The following is a 17,709-nucleotide window of genomic DNA, read 5'->3' on the forward strand; positions in this document are numbered from 1 at the left end:
GTTATTTATCACAATCATCTATTAATAATATAATAAATTGTATGATAAAGGCAATAACTTTTTAATAATTATTAAAAAATATTAAAAAATGTAATTGATTATTATAAATTTCTAAAATATAATATTATCAGTAATAATTATGAATAGTTAAGTTTTTATATAAAAAAGCAATATACTTATAATAGAGTATATTGCTTTATATTTAAATTCTGATAAATTAATTAGTATCGCCAAATGCCCCAAATATCCAATCCGCCGCCGAATGCATTATATATATTAAAGTCGGCACTTTTTCTCATTATTCCCTGACCCTCAGCATATCCCGTCAAACCGAATGTAAAATTTTCAACCAAAGTAACTCGAATTTCTCCTTCAACGCCATAATGCAAATTATATTCACCGTCCACCTTATATATTTTACCCTCAAACATAAGTCTAGGCATTACATAGGTATATATTGCCCCCAATTTAGCTTCAAATTTAGCCGGCATTAATAGGTAGAAATACATACTATCAGTAGATCTTCCACCAGCATCATCATATAAATAATTAAGAGAAGCATCTTCAGCATATCCTGCATCTATAGTAGCCCATCTGGCACCTATACCATAGTAGAAACCTAATTTTACAGGAAGACTTATTTGAACAGGATAATTATCAAATCTTGTAAGCATTATACTTCCGTATAAAGAACCTCCTAATACCATAGGAGCTATTTTTGTTCCTCCTACATCATTTGTAACACTAGAAAGCTGTATACCGTAATGAAGCGACATTGTAAATTCATCTAATAAACCGCCCCTAAACATAAAAGAAAATTTAGGCGTTGTACTTACAGAAATTTTTCCTCCATAATATGAAGGATCTCCTACAGAAACAGAAACAGGTAATGATAATCTGTATTTATCTGTAGCAAAACCGAAAGAAAATGAATGACTATGTGCAATGGGACTGTTTTTATTATTAAGATCATTATATAAACTAAATTGATATCCGAATCCAAATATACCGTAGCTTAATCCTACAAAACCTTTAGGCAAAAAAGCTAATTTTCTGCTTCCGTCAGCATTTGTATGACTATTATCAACTATATGTGATAAATCTAATATTGCTACTCCTAATTTAAAAGGGGTATTATGATTCATAAGCGGAGCAAAATCATATATGGTGCTTACTCTATCTGAGCCGAATCTTGTTGAGGTTACTCCTTCTATTAAATTATGCATATTATCTTTATCTATTATATCATCTATAGCAAAAGCAAAAGAGTTTAATATTAATAGCATCATAAATATTATTTTTTTCATTTTTTCTCCACTTATCATTATACTATAATACAAAACAGATATTATTTAATAATGTAAATAATTTAATCGTCGTAATAGTTTATAGTATAAACTCTATTTTTTCAAGTGCATACTTTATTTATATTTTTATATAAGCTTAAGAGTAAATTAAAAGACATTTTCTTCCGATAAATTCATACACGGAATTAAAAATGATAAAAGATTTTTTTTATTTTATAGTTATTATATTAACTAAAACTATAATAGATTTATTCAGATCATTCGGAAGTATCATAATATTCGGATTTATTTTATATGTTCTTTCTTCTATTACTAGGCGAATATTTGCTAAAACATTAGGCTCTAAGACAGAAGTTTATATTACAGGCTGGATAGGTACTCCTATACATGAGCTTTCACATGCCTTATTTTGTTTATTATTCAAACATAAAATCAATGATATAAAATTATTTAATACAAAATCAGATACTATAGGTTATGTTCTTCATAGTTATGATTCAAGAAGCTGGTATCAGCAAATGGGTAATTTTTTTATAGGGGTAGGGCCGATTATTATTGGTACTTTAATAGTTTATTTATTATTTATTTTACTAGCTCCTGAATTAAAAAATAATATTTTTGAAATCCCTAGTATAAAATATAAACAAGTATTTAATTCTGATATATTATCAATATTTTACTATACAATATCAAATATATTTGTATATACTTATAATATTTTTATTAATATTATAAAAAATGTTGTAGAGTATTCTTCTTTTAAAAATATTACTTTTTGGATATTCTTATATTTATCAATAGCAATAGCTTCTCATATGGAGTTAAGTCCTGCTGATATTTCACATGCTTCAAAAGGTATTATAGTGATATTTGCTTTGTCATTAATATTAAATACAATATTTATTATACTGAAAGTATTTTTGAAATTTGATATTCCTATTTTTATAAATCATTTCTTTAATAGAATTTTAGAAACATATAACATGCTGTTAATATTTTCAGCCATAATATCATTATTTAATTTCCTGATATCTTATATCATTTTAACGCCTATTAATTTAATAAAAAACGGCGGATTGATCAATCCATTTACAAGCTGATTAAAACTTATATTTTAGTATATAAATATGAAGTCTTTTTCAATGCTGACACATTCTGTAGGTACGACTTACTTTACGGATAGCATCTAAAAAGAAGTAGTTTGGTACAATAGACCTGTTGCAATTTTGTATTTTTATACAGTTAAGATTAAAAATATATAGTATAAATTTTATTTATATTAATTTTACATATTGTTTTTTTGTTTTAAATGTAACATAATATTATATAAATAATATATAAATATGCAGTCCTTTTGCTTCTCGCCGAAGGCGTACTTTGTATGGGTCACCACCGAGTAGGTGCCTATTCGGCAAAAGAAGTGGGGTTTGGTTTGGGGCAAAGCCCCAATTATTAAAACTATAAATATTATTTTTAAATTTATTATATAATAATATCACTATATGTATGTATAAAATTGCAACATGTCTAATAAGTATTTAGAGTGATGCGGTTATTGCCAACAATTATAAATAAAATTAGTTTGAAATAAGTCTATTAGTGATATTATTTATTATATTTTTTAATAAAAATAATGAAGTTTATATTTTATAAGAATTTTAAGAAAATAATATTTATTTAATTACTATTTTTTACCAAATTTATTTTTAACAAAATTACTCAAAATATTCAATTTATCAGCAGTAGCTTCTTTTGATGCCTCTAAGTTTTGGCTTTCTATTTCCTCATAAACTTCTTTTCTGAATATTTTTACATTTTTAGGAGCATTAATACCAAGTTTTATTTGATCTCCTCGTATATCTACGAGCATTATTTCTATATTATCTCCTATTACTATGCTTTGATTGATTTTCCTAGAAAGTACAAGCATTGTTATGAACTCCTTTCCTCTGTATTGACATTTTCTGAAGAGTCATTATCTTCTAAAAGAATTGAATGTCTGGTTGTATATTTATCGCCTGAGACAGTGCATTGTTTAGCTTTATGATTCTTTATATTAAAAACTACAGGTGCTACTAAGTTAGCACTCATAGATTTAAAATCGCTATTTGGAATGCTGACAATAGTAAGAAGGTATAAATCTTCATTATTTTCTATACCTAAATATTTTATATCATCATCATGCACATCAGGTTCATAATTTTTAAATATCAAAAACGGATCTATAAGTATAAAGCATACATTTTTATTATCTTTAGACTGAAGTATTTTAAAAGTTCCTTCTTCATCCATATTGACAAGATAAAATTCATCATAGTCCTCAAATGCTAGTATAGTACCATTTAGATGGTATAATGAGTCATCTGAAACTTCTATTTTTCCTAATATCCTAGATTCTATTTCCGGCATAAAATTATTTCCTTTTATACATTAAAAATATTTTATATTGTCAGCATTTTATTTTTTATATTATCTCAAATAGTCCATAAGAGTTCTGCCTAATAATCTTCCGGCTGTTTGTAATGAAGCATTATGAGCATATTCCCACATATTAAAATTGATAATCTCTTCAGCATAATCTATATTTTCATTTTTAGCCAAAGCTTCTTGAATAGCAAGTTTTTGATCTTCAAAGCTGGTATAACCCATATCAAGTCTTGTTACTTTAGAAGAGGCATTAGCCTGAACAGTGGCAACATTATCTAAAGAACTGTCTATATATCCTAACGCTTCGCCCCCTATGGCTCTTACATCATCATTTAGCATAGCATCTCTTAAATAGATTAAACTTTCAAATATGCTTTTTCCTGTTACTAAAGTGCTAGGTTCATAATTATTTTCCGGACTATTGGCAGCACCTTCTCTTACTAATCCTATATCCTGTAAAACTGTGCCTCCTGATAAATCCTGTAAAAGTATTTTATGAGGAGATCCTGTTTTTAGCTGTATAACTTTTTCTCCGCCTTTTAAATCTCCTATGCTTGCACTTACATTTCCATTAGCATCATTTATTCTCTGTACTACAGCTTCAATATTATCACCTTGCTTAATATTGATAACCATATCATCTATCATAATATCCTGATCTTCAGCAGCAATATAAGTTGAAGCATCTGTTGTAGATATTATTTCCATGTCAGTACCCCAGAAAGCATAATTACCAGGAGTTGCTATATTAATAACTTGTCCGTTTTCTATTTCTCTATTTTGAGCATTTCCATCGCCTTCATACATAACGGATTGTACTATAGAGCGTCCTGCTTTTTCATCATATCCGTAAAATGCTCTGAAAGGTGCTGTTTTAATACTAGTTCCTGAGAATATAAACTCTCCTTTACTTTGAGTTTTGGATATATCATATATTCTCTCTATCATTTCTTCTACTTCCATAGCCATTTTAGCTCTGTCATCAGCACCGTATGTACTGTTTGCACCTTGTACTGCTAAATCTCTAGCTCTGTTTAATGCTTCTCTTATTGCTGACATAGAATCATGTGCTACACTCAATCTTTCTTTACCATCAACTATATTGTTCTGATATCTGTCTACTGATGACATTCTTGTTCTATAGTAGATAGAGTTAATAGTTGCTGTAACATTCTGGTGAGGGTACTGTACCCTTTGACCAGTGGAAAGCCTTGTTTTAGAAGCTCCCATTTCCATTTTATTTCTTCTTATTGCACTAACTGATCCATTTAATTGGGATTGTTCAGTAACTCTCATTTTTATCTCCTGTTTTAATATAGAAATGATTATTATATCGCTTCTATTTTCGTAATAATCTAAAATTCTTTTATTATTTTTTCTTGCTACATATTTTCAATAAAAATTGTTCGCTTAATTTGATAAATATTCTATACTCTCACAATTTTTAGCTTCATAGCTTTAAAATTTTATTATTGCTGATAATAAAACTATTTCTTATTATCGGAATATAAATTATAAAAAAGTAGTTTTGGAACAAGTCTAATATTTCAATTTATAATAATTTTTAATGCAGATTTTGATTCTTTATTATACAAACAATATTTTCAATTTATAAAAAGTTTTTATATTATTAGAAATAGCATCTAATTTTAATCATTCTTTAGTTTTACCTATGATAGCTTGCTGGCATATATCATTATATCTTGTATCTCTTTTTCTTTTTTCTATTATTACTATGCCGTCATAATAGTGAATAGAGTAGGTGCTGTCTGTAAAAGCATTTGGAAATAAATCATCTTCTTCTGTAGCCCAATATGCATTAAGATAATCTATTAAATTTTTTGTATATTCTATATATGAATTAGGATTTTTATAACCGCCTCCAAAATTTGGCCAATACGAAGTATAAACATCTTCGCATAAATAAAGTCCGTCATCTTTTATATGTTCATACATCTCTTCAAAAGTTATAATTTGCTGATTCATTCTATGTCCGCCATCATCTATTAAAATATCTAATTTTGGAATTTTATTTTTTACTTCTTTTAAAAAATCTCTGTCATCTTGAGAGCCTATAAATATTTTTATATTATCCTGTTCAAATTGTTTGCATTTAGGATTTTTATCTATCGCATATATATTAACATTAGCTTTAGCGTTATTGTTTTTAAAATATTCTCTCCACATCTTTACAGCTCCGCCGCTTCCTACACCGATTTCCATCATATTGATATCTTTACCTCTATATTTTGAAAAATGTCTTTCATATATATCAAAAAAAGGAAGATGTTTAAAAATTGCTTCTCCTTTATTATTCAAAAAGTAATTATGCAAATCATATTTAGACTTATCTTCATCATTATTTATGAGTATATCTCTAATAGTTTCTAACTTTCTTTTATCTTCTTCACTGTCGCTTTTTACGAGCAAAAGATTTTTATGTTTTTTCACTCTTAATTTTTTTATTTCTGACTTTTTACCTTTTTTCATCTGATTGCCTCAAATTAATAAATACAGTTAATATTATGTTAATTCTTTATACTATAAAATTTTAAATTGTCAAGAATATAAAATGTTGTTAAAAGTGAATATATTGAAGATTTTAAAGTTTAAAAAAATATAAGTAATACTTTATATTAAATTAATACTTCTTATTTTATATTTATTACATAATTATATTTTTAATATTATTTATTGAATAATAAAATAAAATAGTTTATCTTTATTAAATATGATATTTATTTTTTGGGGTTAAATTATGAATAATTATATTGATAAAATTATAGAACTTTCTAATACTAATCAGAATAAAGCATTTAATATTATAAATGAGCTTGATATTGAAAATGCTTTTAAAAATATTGGTGCTAGAGTTAATTTAGTAGGTTCTTTAAAAATGGGACTTTTAGTGAAAAATAAAGATATTGATTTTCATGTTTATACATCTGAATTAAATATAGAGAAAAGTTTTTATGCTATATCTAAGATAGCTTCAAATGAAAATATACAAAAAATCACATATACAAATTTAATATATACAGATGAGCATTGTATAGAGTGGCATTTATTTTATGAATACAGTGAAGATGAAATTTGGCAGATTGATATTATCCATATACTAGAAGGATCTTATTATGACGGATATTTTGAAAAAGTGGCTTATGATATAATAAACATGCTTACTGAAGAGAAAAGAAATATAATATTGAAATTAAAATATGAAACTCCTGATGATATAAAAATAATTGGTATGGAATATTATAAAGCCGTTTTACAAAATAACATTACAACATTTGAAGACTTTATCAAATGGAGAGATAAACAATTTTTTAATGGTATAATAAAGTTTTAATTATATTCTATTTAATTATATTCTATAAATAAAAATAGCTATAATATTTAATAAAGCATATAAGCAAATATAGTTTATATATTTATTTTTTGTGTACTTTATATTTTCTATAAAATATATTATAGGTACGAATCCTAAAGTAAATGATGAATAAAAATAATGCGGTCTTCCAGCTCCTATATTGGCAAGCATATAGAATACTATAGAAGTTATCACATATATAATATAGAATAATAATAAATCTTTTAATGTATCTGTTTTTTTATCATTATCTGTTAACATCTTCTTAGTAAAGAAATGTTTATAAGCGTAAACTAAGGCTGTCAAAGCAAATATAAATGATAATATATAAAATATAAAAGTAAAAATATATAAAGGATTGCTTCCAAAATAAATGTTTATTATATCTTTTATTCCATTTATATATTTATTTCCAGGTTCATTTGTAGTGAAAAGAAATATTGAATAAATTTGAGGCGGCTGTATTATATTAACTGCATCTATTTCTGATTTTCTTCCAAATATTTTTGATATGCTTTCAAAATTATTTGGAAATTGATATATTAAATAAGGAAGGTAAGTGAGAAATGATATGAATACTCCTATAGACAATGGGATTATATTTTCTTTTGTATCTTTTTTCCATTTTATTATTAAAAATATTATAAGAGATGGAATTAGAGAAAAGAAATTTGAAAAATGGCATTGTGCTGATAATGCTAAGATTGGAAACAGCAAAACAGCATATATGAATTTTTTTTCATTATATAAATATTCAAAAAGTACAGGTAAAAAAATAAAAGATAGTATTAAGGGATTATGAGGATTATATATATTATTTCCAGCATTTAAAAAGTATACATTAACAGACATAAGCATTAACATAATACTAAATGTGGTTAGCGAAAATCTTTTATAAAGCCAAACAAAAAATATAATACTTGCTAGTATAGAAATGAGCATATTGATAAATCTTGCTCCTTCATAAGTTTTTCCGCCTATAAGATATTTCAGCATATATGATAAATAAAAATATCCTCCGGGAACTCTTGAATTCTCTTCACTATAATATGTATCTGGAGTATTTAGAAAAACACCTTCTACTGGAAATCTATTTTCATTAAGATGTTTTTGTAATTGATAGAATTGATATTCTCCATCTAGTCCTATAGGGTATCCGTGTACTGATTTATTGTATATATAAAATCTTAAAAATATTCCTATTATAATTGCTATTATTGAAAGTGTTATTAATGATTTTTTACTAGCTAAGTTTAGCATTTTTTATCCTTATAAACATTTTCTTTTTTGGATATATTAAATTTTGAAAGTATATAAACAATGCCTATTAAGAATCTTAAGAAGTACATAGATACTGAGTAAATAGGGTGGGCTAATAGTTTTTTCCATTTGCCATTTTCTATATAAACACCAATATAACGATAAAATATTCCAAATTGCTTTTTAGTAGTTTTATCATGTCCCCATTTTTTGAAGTAGTTGTCAAAATTTGAAGCATAATAGCTTTTTTTTACTATATATTGTTTTAGAGTATGATTTTCATGATGATATAATGGGGATTTTATTATGTCAGTTTTTCCTGTTTCTTTTATTCTTCTGTCTATATCCCAATCTTCAGTACCATTTAAGTTTAAATCAAACCCTCCTATTTTTATAAATGCTTCTTTTCTGAAGAATCTTACAGCATCTATAACAGTAGCATCATAAAATGAACGTTCAAAACTTCTTACTCTATTAAAAAAACTTTTTCCGTAAATTTTTTCAGGTATATAAATAGCCTGCACATCTTTATTGTTTTCAAAAATTTCCAAGCATTCTGTTATAACATTTTCTGATAAAGTCATATCAACATCTAAAAATCCTATTATTTCTCCGCCTGACATTTCAGCCCCATAATTTCTTTGAGCAGATCGTTCTGGACCTTTAATAAAAGTTTTGGCACCTAATTCTTTAGCTATTTCTACTGTTCTGTCAGTTGAATTATTATCTACCAATATTATTTCAGTATCTTTATAATTAGAATTTTTTACAGCATTTATACAATCAGCGATAAAATTTTCTGAGTTTTTAGTTGTGATGATTATGCTTACCATTTATTTACCAATTTTTATTTATGATTTATAAATAATATATTCATAATAAAAAAATAACAATATTATTTAACTATTTTTAATTTTTAAAAGGTATAATTATAAAAAGTAAGCGGAGCTATAAGCCGTATTCTGTCATTTAAGGTAAACATTTATCTTGATATTATATTGCTATAATATTCCAGCGAGCCACCTGAAACTTAGGAAAAGGGCAATCCGTTTCTGTTTGCTCTTGCCTCTCATGGGGTTTACACTGCCATTCATGTCGCCACAAATGCGGTATGCTCTTACCATGCCTTTTCACCCTTACCAAATTGGCGGTATATTTTCTGCTGCACTTTCCATAGACTTTCGTCTTCAAGCCGTTAGCTTGCATGATGCCCTTTAGAGGTACGGACTTTCCTCAGTATTAGTTACTTAAATACCGCGTTTACCCGCTCCGCATGCCGATTACTCTATTATAAAAATTATAAAATGTCAATCATAATTTTTTAATATTAAATTAATTGCTTTTTTTATATTTGATTATTATACTTAATATATGAATACAGAAATTATTGAAAATACATTATTAACATTAATAAATGAATTTAAAAAAGATGAAAAAGAAAAATATAATGCATTAGAAAATACTATAAAGTCTATACATAAATCATTTTTAGAGGAAGAAGAATTAAAAACAAATAGATTAAATGAAATCTTCTCTAAAATTAAAATAATAATAGAAGAAGTAAAAGAGGAAATGAAAAAATATCCTCCTCAGTTTTGTATATTTGAGGCAGTAAATTTACAAAGACATGAGAATTATAATAGTAATTTACTCGCCAATTTTCTTAAAATAAATATAAAGTATGGAGAAAATACTGAATTAAGTTTTGTTAAAGATTTTTTACTATATTTGCATAATAAATTTAATTGGGATTACGGATTAAAAAACATTGAAGAAGAAATAAAGCATTCATATATAAATATAAAAAGAGAAGAAAAAGCAGACACTAGAAGAATAGATTTATTTATATCTTATAAAAAAGAGTTTGCAATTATTATAGAAAATAAAATATATGCTTCAGAGCAGACAAATCAATTAGATGATTATTATAAGAATAAGAAAAAAGATAATTACAAAAATTTATATATGATTTTTCTCAATCCTTCAGGTTATGAGGCTTCTACTTTATCAGAAGAATCAAAAAAGGAACTTGGAGATAATTTTCAAACATTAAAACATAGCGATATAGCTTTATGGCTTGAGAATATTTTAGAAAATAAAAAATATTCTTTTCTTCATAGTGATAATATTTTAGATAATGATAATAAATATATAAGAGATTATAGGCTTTTGAAATCTGCTATGATACAGACTATACATAATGCCAATATGATAAGCAATAATACAGAGGAGCTTGATATGACAAGAGAAAAAATACAAAAACTATTGGAATATAACCTTTTTAACGACATACAAACAGTAGAAGATGTTGATGAATATATAAAAATATTTAATAGTGTTAATGAACTTCTTGAAAATAAAAAGTCAGAAATAAAAAAGAATAATATTATTAAGTATATAAAACCTTATTTGGAATTTAGAAAAAAAATGTTATTATATTTAGAAAGTAATATAGAATTAGAATATTATATAATAAATGAAAATGATATTATTGATAATATTAATAATTATGATGGTAGTTCTCATTATATTAAATTTTTATTTAAAAATGGTGCTGTAGGTCTTTATTTAGATAATCATACTTGGAATAGTTTTGATTTATGTGTTTATATAGAAGTTGATGAAAATGAAAGAAGATATAAAGCTATATATAATAAATTAAAATCATTAGAGAATGATAATGCATATATTTATAAATTTATAAAAACAGAAGATGAAAGAGAATTTTTTAGATATAAAATAAATACAGAAAAAGACAGCCCAGAAGAAATTGCTGATGTTATGATTAAGATTTATAATCTTTTGAAAGATAATTTATAATTATTAAATATGGACTTATTTTATATTAAAAAAATTTTAAGTTTGTAAAAAATTAGTTTCTTGTATTTTGACTATTTTATGGTACTAGTCCTACGAAGTATGCAAATGCACCGAATATAAAGTTCTTTTGTGACCGAATGGGGGCATATTATATGATCAAAAAATAATCAAAAAGACTATAGACTTGTTTCAAAAGTACTTGACAAATAATTTTAATGGTTTGTTATTTTATGCTAATTTATATAATATTAATTATTACATAAATTATATGTTTTATATGTTGTATAATTTATCGTTTTAATATATAAATATGCATTCCTTTTGCTTCTCGCCGCAGGCGGACTTTTCCTGGGGCACCACCGAGTAGGTGCCTATTCGGCAAAAGAAGTGGGGTCTGGGGCAAAGCCACATTTATAAAAACAAAAATAATAAAAATTAAAATAGTATAAATATTTCTTAATTTAGTTTTGAAACAAGTCTTATATTTTTAACATAAAACTAGAGTATTATACAACTTTTGCTGCATATTCTTAAAATATTAAGCTGTAGTATATGCGTTTTTCGTGAAGCGTATCCGAAGGATAAAACCGCAGAGCGTGTGCGGCAAAAAAGTTGATAATTCTATATAAAGACATCAGTTGACAAACTTAAAAATTTGAGTATATACTATATTTCTATCTCATTATATCTATTAATATTTTTAATGTAGTAAGTAGTGATATAGTTACAAATATTGGTTTTATTACTTTTATTCCTTTTTTAATTGCAAACTTAGCACCAAAGTAGGTGGATATCATTATAAAAGGTATAACAAATATTCCAGCCATATAATTAACTTTTCCTTCTATTGCAAATATTATTAATGAACATAAATTGCTTGTAAGATTCAAAGCCTTGGCATTACCAGATGCAAGAAGAAAATCCATTTTATAATAAAGCACAAAAAACATTATTAAAAAACTTCCTGTTCCGGGTCCGAATACGGCATCATAAAACCCTAAAAGAAAAGCAAAAAACATACCTACTATATAATTTTTTCTTTTTAAATTATTTTCATCAAATAGGTTATCGGTTCCAAAGGTTTTAGAAAATAAAGTATAAATACCAACTGCTAAAATAAGTATCATTATTAAAGGCTGCAATATTTTAGCATCTATTAATACTATAACCTGTACACCTACGATAGAACCTAATATTGTCATAGGTATTAAAAACTTTATTAGTTTAGTTGTAAGTTTACCATTTTTGAAGAATGTAAAAGCAGAAACTATAGCACCAGATGTTGAAGTGAATTTATTAGTAGCTAATGCAGTATGCGGAGGAATACCGGCTATTAAATATGCCGGAAGACTTATAAGTCCGCCACCTCCTGCTGCAGCATCCACAAAACCTGCTATTGAACAGCCTATAATTATTATAATTAGATTTTCTATACTCAGCATAATACAACACCGCTAATTTATTTTTTATTAGTTAAAAATACTATACCTATGATAATTTTTTGTCAAATGATATTAGTGAATTTATTTATTATAGATATACTTTTTTAATTTTTATTGTTGATAATAATTATTTAATATATGAGTGTGGATTAAGAAATTATCACTTATATTAAAATATTAAGTATATGAGAAGTTATTAATAATAATAAATTGTTGTTGATTTATTTTTATATGTTGTATATTATATAATTATGTAAAGTAAACATAATATAATTTAAGCTATATATAAAGTATAGAGGAAAAACTTATGAATAAATCAATACCATTTTCACCTCCGGATATAACAGACAGTGAAATAGAAGCAGTAGTTAAAGTATTAAAATCAGGATGGATAACTACAGGACCAGTTAATAAAGAGTTTGAAGAAGAGCTTTGTAAATATATAGATGTAAAAAGAGTAAAACTATTATCAAGTGCCACATCCGCTATGGAGCTTGCATTAAAAATATTTGGAGTAGGCGATGGTGATGAAGTAATAGTTCCTGCTTATACTTATGCTTCAACTGCAAATGTAATTGTTCATCTTGGAGCTAAAGTTGTATTTATAGATGCTAATACTAATGATTTTAATATAGACTTAGGAAAATTAGAAAAATCTGTAACAAATAAAACTAAGGCAGTCATTGCAGTGGATATTGGAGGAAAGCCATGCGATTATGACAGCATTATAAAAATACTTGAAAGTAAAAAAGAATTATTTAATGCTTCAGAAAATAAATATCAAAAAGAATTAAAAAGACCATTATTCTTACTTGATGCTGCTCATTCTATAGGGGCAGTTTATAAAGGAAAAAGAACAGGATCTCAGGCTGATATTTCTTCTTTTTCTTTTCATGCTGTTAAAAATATTACAACTGCTGAGGGAGGGGCTTTATCTTTTAATGATATAGGCAGTATCAATGCTGATGATATATATAAAGAGCTTTCTATATTATCGCTTCATGGACAAAATAAAAGTGCTTTGGATAAAAGTAAAGGAGGCAGAGGGGCTTGGAGATACAGTATTGAATTGGCAGGATATAAAGCTAATATGAGCGATTTGCATGCTGCCATAGGTTTATCTCAGCTTAAAAGGTATGATTCTATGCTTAATAACAGAAAAAAAATAGTAAGTATTTATAATGATATTTTATCTAAAAATAAAAGAATAATACTTCCTAGTTTTAAGGATAGTTTTAGTGAGTCTTCTTATCATTTATATCTGATTAGAATAAATGATTTTGAAGAAAATGATAGAGATTTGCTTATAGATAAAATGTCTGAAATTGGAATAACTTTAAATGTTCATTATCTGCCTCTTCCAGCACAGAAGGCTTATATTGATTTGGGCTATGATATTAATAATTATAAAAATGCTTTTAATATGTACAAAAATCAAATAACTCTTCCATTATACAGCACTTTAAATGAGGAGGATGCTGTATATATTGCTGAGAATATTATTAAGTATTTGAATTAATGTTTTATTTTTGACAAAATAGTTTGTTTTTAGTATAATAAAATCATGAAAGAGATTAACAGACTTAATGATTTATTTGTACGATATCTAATTGGTACTGAAGGTGATGAAGATATATTAGAAAATATTGTTAATGCTGTTTTAAATGATGTTGGTTTTGAATCTGTGAATAATCTTGAAATAATCAATCCTTACAATTTAGCAGAAAATGAGAATTTAAAAGAATCAATCCTCGATGTTAAAGCAAAAACCAAAGATGGTAAAAAGATACTTATAGAAGTACAGTTAGTTGGAAATAATAATTTTATAAAAAGAATATTGTATTATATTGCAAAAAATATAGCTTCTGAATTAAAAGAAAGTGATTTATACATTGGTATAAGCCAGATGATTAGTATTAGTTTTATAAATTTTAATTTGGATATAGGAAGCGATACTGATATAAAAAGAGAGCATAAATGTTTAATATTTGCTGATATCAATAATCCTAATCTTAGACTTGACGATTTACAGATACATTTTATAGAGATTAAAAGATTTGCAGAAATATTAAAAAATGCTAGTATAGATGAATATAATAAAAATAAACTTTTATCTTGGATTGATTTTTTTACTACTAAAGATTTAGAGAAAGATGTTAATAAACTCATAGGAGGAAATACAATTATGAGTAAGGTAATAGATAAATATAAAAGATTTGTAGCTGATGAAAAAGAGATGTCAGCGTATAATGAAAGAGATACTTTTCTTTATGGACAGGCTGCTATGCTTCAGTATGAGAGAGCAGAAGGAAGAAAAGAAGGTATTGAGATAGGATTTCAGCAAGGTATAGAGAAAGGTATAGAGAAAGGTATAGAGAAAGGTATAGAGAAAGGTATAGAGAAAGGTATAGAGAAAGGTATAGAGAAAGGTATAGAGAAAGGTATAGAACAAGAAAAATATTTATTAGCTAAAAATATGAAAAATAAAAATATGGATATTGAGCTTATTAGTGAATTAACAGGACTCAGTATAGAAAAAATAAAAAACTTGTGAGAGCATGATATTTATAATAATTGGTAGGAATTGTTACAAACAGTTTTTTATATATAAGACTTGTTTCAAAACTACTTGACAAGATTAATTATTAAAATTATTTAATTTGAAAATTACAAATATTATGTTTTATATGTTGTACAATTTATTGTTCTGGTATATAAATATGCAGTCTTTCGCGAAGCGTATCCGAGCTTGTCGAGGATATAGCTTCTCGCCTGCCGAAGGCACGCACAGCGAGGCGTACTTCGTATGTGCCACACCGAAGGCGGACAGCGTCACAAAAGAAGTGGGGGTGTGGCAACGCAGTGTACTTCGTAGGGCTAGTCCCCACAAAATTATAAAAAATTAGTTTTGAAACAAGTCTATAGATAAAAAATAGAAAAATTATAAATTAAGATATATAATTTAATTAAAATTTTATTTAGTTCTATATTTAAGTAAATGGTTTTAATAAATAATAAAATTTATTATATGAATAAAGCATAATAAAATAATGATTTACATTGTTATAATTTCAATATTATTATTAATTTTGTTTTTTATTTTTGTTTATCTTTATGATAATTTTAATATTGTCTTAAAAAATAATGAAAGTATTAAAAATAAAAAAGAAATACCATTTATAATATCAGTAAAAAATTATGATGATAATTTGATAGATATAATAAATAAAACCAATATATCAGGCATAATAATAAATATAGATAATTTGGATATTGAAAATCTTGATAAAATAATAAAAAAAATAAAGAGAAAGATTAAAAGAAAAATACTTATAGCAATAGATCAGGATTATAAAAATACTTATAATTTATACTATGATAAGAAGTTTAAAGTTTTTTCTAGTTATATAGGCGAGAGAAAAAGCGAGGAGTATGCATACAAAATAGCATCTGAAAGAGCATTAAAATTAAAGTCGGTAGGCATTAATATGATTTTATCTCCGATATGTAATACTTATTGTAGTGAAAAATCGCATCTTAAAGAGCATATATTCTCAGATGATAAAATACTAGCTTCTAATCTTATATACCAAACAGTAAAGGCATATAAAGACAGCGGACTTATAACAGCAGTAAAATATTTTCCAAAATACTATAATGATGAGTTATATATAGATGAAAATATAGAAAATATAGAAAGTATTATTGATAATAGAGAAACTTTTTTAGCTGGTATAAAAGCTAATACTGATATTATAGTTATGTCTCATATAAAAGATAATTATAAATATAGAGATTTTTTATTTAATAATATGAAGTTTAAAGGCATTATAATGACCGATTATATTAATAATGATAAAAATATTATTAATTATGCCGTTAATGTACTTTCATCTAATTATTATAAAGATATAAATAAATTAAAAAATATTATAGAAAATAATATAAAAGAAACGGATACTGTATTATGTTCAAAACTGTTAAAATTAATAAAAAAATTGTAAAGGCTGTATTGTATTTTATAATAATTTTATTTATAGTCTATGCATGTAAAACAACATCAAATATATTAAATGAAAAAATATATATAAAGCAATTAAAAGAAAAATACCCAGACTTAAGCTACTATATAGATGAAGTATCTAAAATGAGTAAAAAAGAAAGGAGAGGACTTTTACTTATGGTAGGAATAAAGGATAAAGTTCTTTCAGAAGAAACAATTAAAACTCTTAAAGATAATAATATAATGGGGGTAATACTTTTTGATTATAACATAAAAGATGAACAGCAATTAAAGCAATTGACAAGCGACTTAAGAAAATATGTTAACTCAAATATGTTAATTTCTATAGATCAGGAAGGAGGCGAAGTCAACCGCATAGACTTTGACCCTATTAAAGATATTTCACCTAAATATATAGGGGATTCAAATAGTATTGAATATGCATATAATATAGCATACAAAAAATCAAAGTTTTTACTAGATTTAGGCATTAATGTAATATTAGGACCTTTATGCGATATACCAAGCGATACAAATTCTTATTTATATAACCGAAGTTTTTCTACTAATGCAGATATAGTTTCAGAAATGGTTTCAAATACAGTAAAAGCCCAAAGAGATGCTGGGATCATAAGCGTATTAAAACATTTTCCAGGTCATGGAGATACTATAGTTAATTCTCATGATGATTTTCCTATAATTGATAAAACTACCAATGAATTATTATCAAGTGAATTTATACCATTTAAAAGCGGTATAGAGGTAGGTGCTGAAATGGTTTTAGTATCACATATAAAAAATAAATATATAGATAGTGAACTTCCTGCAAGTATGTCAAGAAAATATGCTGATATATTAGAAAATGAATTAGAATTTAATGGTGTGGTTATTACAGATGATTTAGCTATGACAGGAAGTATTGATAAAGGTATAGATTTCGGTATTAATTTGATAAGTAATATATATGAGAATGTAGAATATATGTTTAAAGATATAGATGCCGATATACTTTCATGTGCGAGAGTTCTAAAGATGGCTTCAGAAAATATACTTTCTTCCCGCACATAGAAATATCAT

At 25.7% G+C, this 17,709-nt stretch carries 15 protein-coding genes and 1 other RNA gene; 7 read left to right on the forward strand and 9 right to left on the reverse strand.

The annotated features are described in order from the left end of the window. Positions 1-221: 221 nt before the first annotated feature. Positions 222-1,307, reverse strand: coding sequence for a hypothetical protein (locus tag A966_RS08560; protein WP_008724649.1), 1,086 nt, complete (start codon positions 1,305-1,307; stop codon positions 222-224). A gap of 191 nt (positions 1,308-1,498) precedes the next feature. Between A966_RS08560 and A966_RS08565 the strand changes: the two genes are divergently transcribed. Beyond that, positions 1,499-2,407: a hypothetical protein gene (locus A966_RS08565; protein ID WP_008724653.1), complete on the forward strand. Its 909-nt coding sequence runs from the start codon at positions 1,499-1,501 to the stop codon at positions 2,405-2,407. 584 nt (positions 2,408-2,991) lie between these two features. Here the strand turns inward: A966_RS08565 and csrA are convergent. The 4 genes from csrA to A966_RS08585 form a co-directional block, all read right to left on the reverse strand. Continuing rightward, positions 2,992-3,237 (reverse strand): carbon storage regulator CsrA, encoded by a 246-nt coding sequence (csrA, locus tag A966_RS08570; protein ID WP_008724655.1) that lies wholly within the window; start codon positions 3,235-3,237, stop codon positions 2,992-2,994. Positions 3,238-3,239: 2 nt separating this feature from the next. Beyond that, on the reverse strand, positions 3,240-3,716 hold the full coding sequence (gene fliW / locus A966_RS08575; RefSeq protein ID WP_008724658.1) for a flagellar assembly protein FliW: 477 nt from the start codon (positions 3,714-3,716) through the stop codon (positions 3,240-3,242). Positions 3,717-3,776: 60 nt separating this feature from the next. Next, positions 3,777-5,030, reverse strand: coding sequence for a flagellar hook-associated protein 3 (locus A966_RS08580; RefSeq protein ID WP_008724660.1), 1,254 nt, complete (start codon positions 5,028-5,030; stop codon positions 3,777-3,779). A gap of 357 nt (positions 5,031-5,387) precedes the next feature. Next, a complete protein-coding gene (locus A966_RS08585) occupies positions 5,388-6,224 on the reverse strand; it encodes a class I SAM-dependent methyltransferase (RefSeq protein ID WP_008724662.1) in 837 nt (278 codons plus the stop codon). A gap of 268 nt (positions 6,225-6,492) precedes the next feature. On the opposite strand from A966_RS08585, the gene A966_RS08590 reads away from it, so the two are divergent. Next, the gene (locus tag A966_RS08590; protein ID WP_008724664.1) at positions 6,493-7,086 is read left to right on the forward strand and encodes a hypothetical protein; all 594 of its coding nucleotides are present in this window, start codon (positions 6,493-6,495) and stop codon (positions 7,084-7,086) included. A gap of 15 nt (positions 7,087-7,101) precedes the next feature. Here A966_RS08590 and A966_RS08595 read toward each other — a convergent pair whose 3' ends face one another. The 3 genes from A966_RS08595 to rnpB form a co-directional block, all read right to left on the reverse strand. Further along, positions 7,102-8,367, reverse strand: coding sequence for a glycosyltransferase family 39 protein (locus A966_RS08595; RefSeq protein WP_008724667.1), 1,266 nt, complete (start codon positions 8,365-8,367; stop codon positions 7,102-7,104). Further along, positions 8,361-9,200: a glycosyltransferase gene (locus A966_RS08600; protein ID WP_008724668.1), complete on the reverse strand. Its 840-nt coding sequence runs from the start codon at positions 9,198-9,200 to the stop codon at positions 8,361-8,363. The genes A966_RS08595 and A966_RS08600 overlap by 7 nt, the downstream gene beginning before the upstream one ends. A 102-nt stretch (positions 9,201-9,302) precedes the next feature. Beyond that, positions 9,303-9,643: RNase P RNA component class A (gene rnpB, locus A966_RS13175), an RNA gene on the reverse strand. A 95-nt stretch (positions 9,644-9,738) separates the two neighbouring features. Between rnpB and A966_RS08610 the strand changes: the two genes are divergently transcribed. After that, the gene (locus tag A966_RS08610) at positions 9,739-11,187 is read left to right on the forward strand and encodes a PD-(D/E)XK nuclease family protein (RefSeq protein WP_008724671.1); all 1,449 of its coding nucleotides are present in this window, start codon (positions 9,739-9,741) and stop codon (positions 11,185-11,187) included. Between the two features lie 674 nt (positions 11,188-11,861). Here the strand turns inward: A966_RS08610 and A966_RS08615 are convergent. Then, on the reverse strand, positions 11,862-12,629 hold the full coding sequence (locus tag A966_RS08615) for a sulfite exporter TauE/SafE family protein (RefSeq protein WP_008724674.1): 768 nt from the start codon (positions 12,627-12,629) through the stop codon (positions 11,862-11,864). A 307-nt stretch (positions 12,630-12,936) separates the two neighbouring features. Between A966_RS08615 and A966_RS08620 the strand changes: the two genes are divergently transcribed. The 4 genes from A966_RS08620 (at position 12,937) to A966_RS08635 (ending at position 17,700) form a co-directional block, all read left to right on the forward strand. Continuing rightward, positions 12,937-14,148, forward strand: a complete 1,212-nt coding sequence (locus A966_RS08620; RefSeq protein ID WP_008724677.1) for a DegT/DnrJ/EryC1/StrS family aminotransferase — start codon at positions 12,937-12,939, stop codon at positions 14,146-14,148. A 45-nt stretch (positions 14,149-14,193) separates the two neighbouring features. Next, on the forward strand, positions 14,194-15,183 hold the full coding sequence (locus A966_RS08625; protein ID WP_008724679.1) for an Rpn family recombination-promoting nuclease/putative transposase: 990 nt from the start codon (positions 14,194-14,196) through the stop codon (positions 15,181-15,183). Between the two features lie 496 nt (positions 15,184-15,679). Continuing rightward, a complete protein-coding gene (locus A966_RS08630; RefSeq protein ID WP_008724682.1) occupies positions 15,680-16,633 on the forward strand; it encodes a glycoside hydrolase family 3 N-terminal domain-containing protein in 954 nt (317 codons plus the stop codon). After that, positions 16,597-17,700, forward strand: a complete 1,104-nt coding sequence (locus A966_RS08635; protein WP_008724684.1) for a glycoside hydrolase family 3 N-terminal domain-containing protein — start codon at positions 16,597-16,599, stop codon at positions 17,698-17,700. The genes A966_RS08630 and A966_RS08635 overlap by 37 nt, the downstream gene beginning before the upstream one ends. Positions 17,701-17,709: the final 9 nt, after the last annotated feature.

The sequence above is a fragment of the Brachyspira hampsonii 30446 genome (assembly GCF_000316195.1).
In the GTDB taxonomy this organism is placed as follows: domain Bacteria; phylum Spirochaetota; class Brachyspiria; order Brachyspirales; family Brachyspiraceae; genus Brachyspira; species Brachyspira hampsonii_C.

What these genes read in the sequence shown, in the direction of transcription:
- A966_RS08560 (WP_008724649.1), bottom strand. Translation starts at nt 1,307, where the DNA reads ATGAAAAAAATAATATTTATGATGCTATTAATATTAAACTCTTTTGCT.
- A966_RS08565 (WP_008724653.1), top strand. Translation starts at nt 1,499, where the DNA reads ATGATAAAAGATTTTTTTTATTTTATAGTTATTATATTAACTAAAACT.
- csrA (WP_008724655.1), bottom strand. Translation starts at nt 3,237, where the DNA reads ATGCTTGTACTTTCTAGGAAAATCAATCAAAGCATAGTAATAGGAGAT.
- fliW (WP_008724658.1), bottom strand. Translation starts at nt 3,716, where the DNA reads ATGCCGGAAATAGAATCTAGGATATTAGGAAAAATAGAAGTTTCAGAT.
- A966_RS08580 (WP_008724660.1), bottom strand. Translation starts at nt 5,030, where the DNA reads ATGAGAGTTACTGAACAATCCCAATTAAATGGATCAGTTAGTGCAATA.
- A966_RS08585 (WP_008724662.1), bottom strand. Translation starts at nt 6,224, where the DNA reads ATGAAAAAAGGTAAAAAGTCAGAAATAAAAAAATTAAGAGTGAAAAAA.
- A966_RS08590 (WP_008724664.1), top strand. Translation starts at nt 6,493, where the DNA reads ATGAATAATTATATTGATAAAATTATAGAACTTTCTAATACTAATCAG.
- A966_RS08595 (WP_008724667.1), bottom strand. Translation starts at nt 8,367, where the DNA reads ATGCTAAACTTAGCTAGTAAAAAATCATTAATAACACTTTCAATAATA.
- A966_RS08600 (WP_008724668.1), bottom strand. Translation starts at nt 9,200, where the DNA reads ATGGTAAGCATAATCATCACAACTAAAAACTCAGAAAATTTTATCGCT.
- A966_RS08610 (WP_008724671.1), top strand. Translation starts at nt 9,739, where the DNA reads ATGAATACAGAAATTATTGAAAATACATTATTAACATTAATAAATGAA.
- A966_RS08615 (WP_008724674.1), bottom strand. Translation starts at nt 12,629, where the DNA reads ATGCTGAGTATAGAAAATCTAATTATAATAATTATAGGCTGTTCAATA.
- A966_RS08620 (WP_008724677.1), top strand. Translation starts at nt 12,937, where the DNA reads ATGAATAAATCAATACCATTTTCACCTCCGGATATAACAGACAGTGAA.
- A966_RS08625 (WP_008724679.1), top strand. Translation starts at nt 14,194, where the DNA reads ATGAAAGAGATTAACAGACTTAATGATTTATTTGTACGATATCTAATT.
- A966_RS08630 (WP_008724682.1), top strand. Translation starts at nt 15,680, where the DNA reads ATGATTTACATTGTTATAATTTCAATATTATTATTAATTTTGTTTTTT.
- A966_RS08635 (WP_008724684.1), top strand. Translation starts at nt 16,597, where the DNA reads ATGTTCAAAACTGTTAAAATTAATAAAAAAATTGTAAAGGCTGTATTG.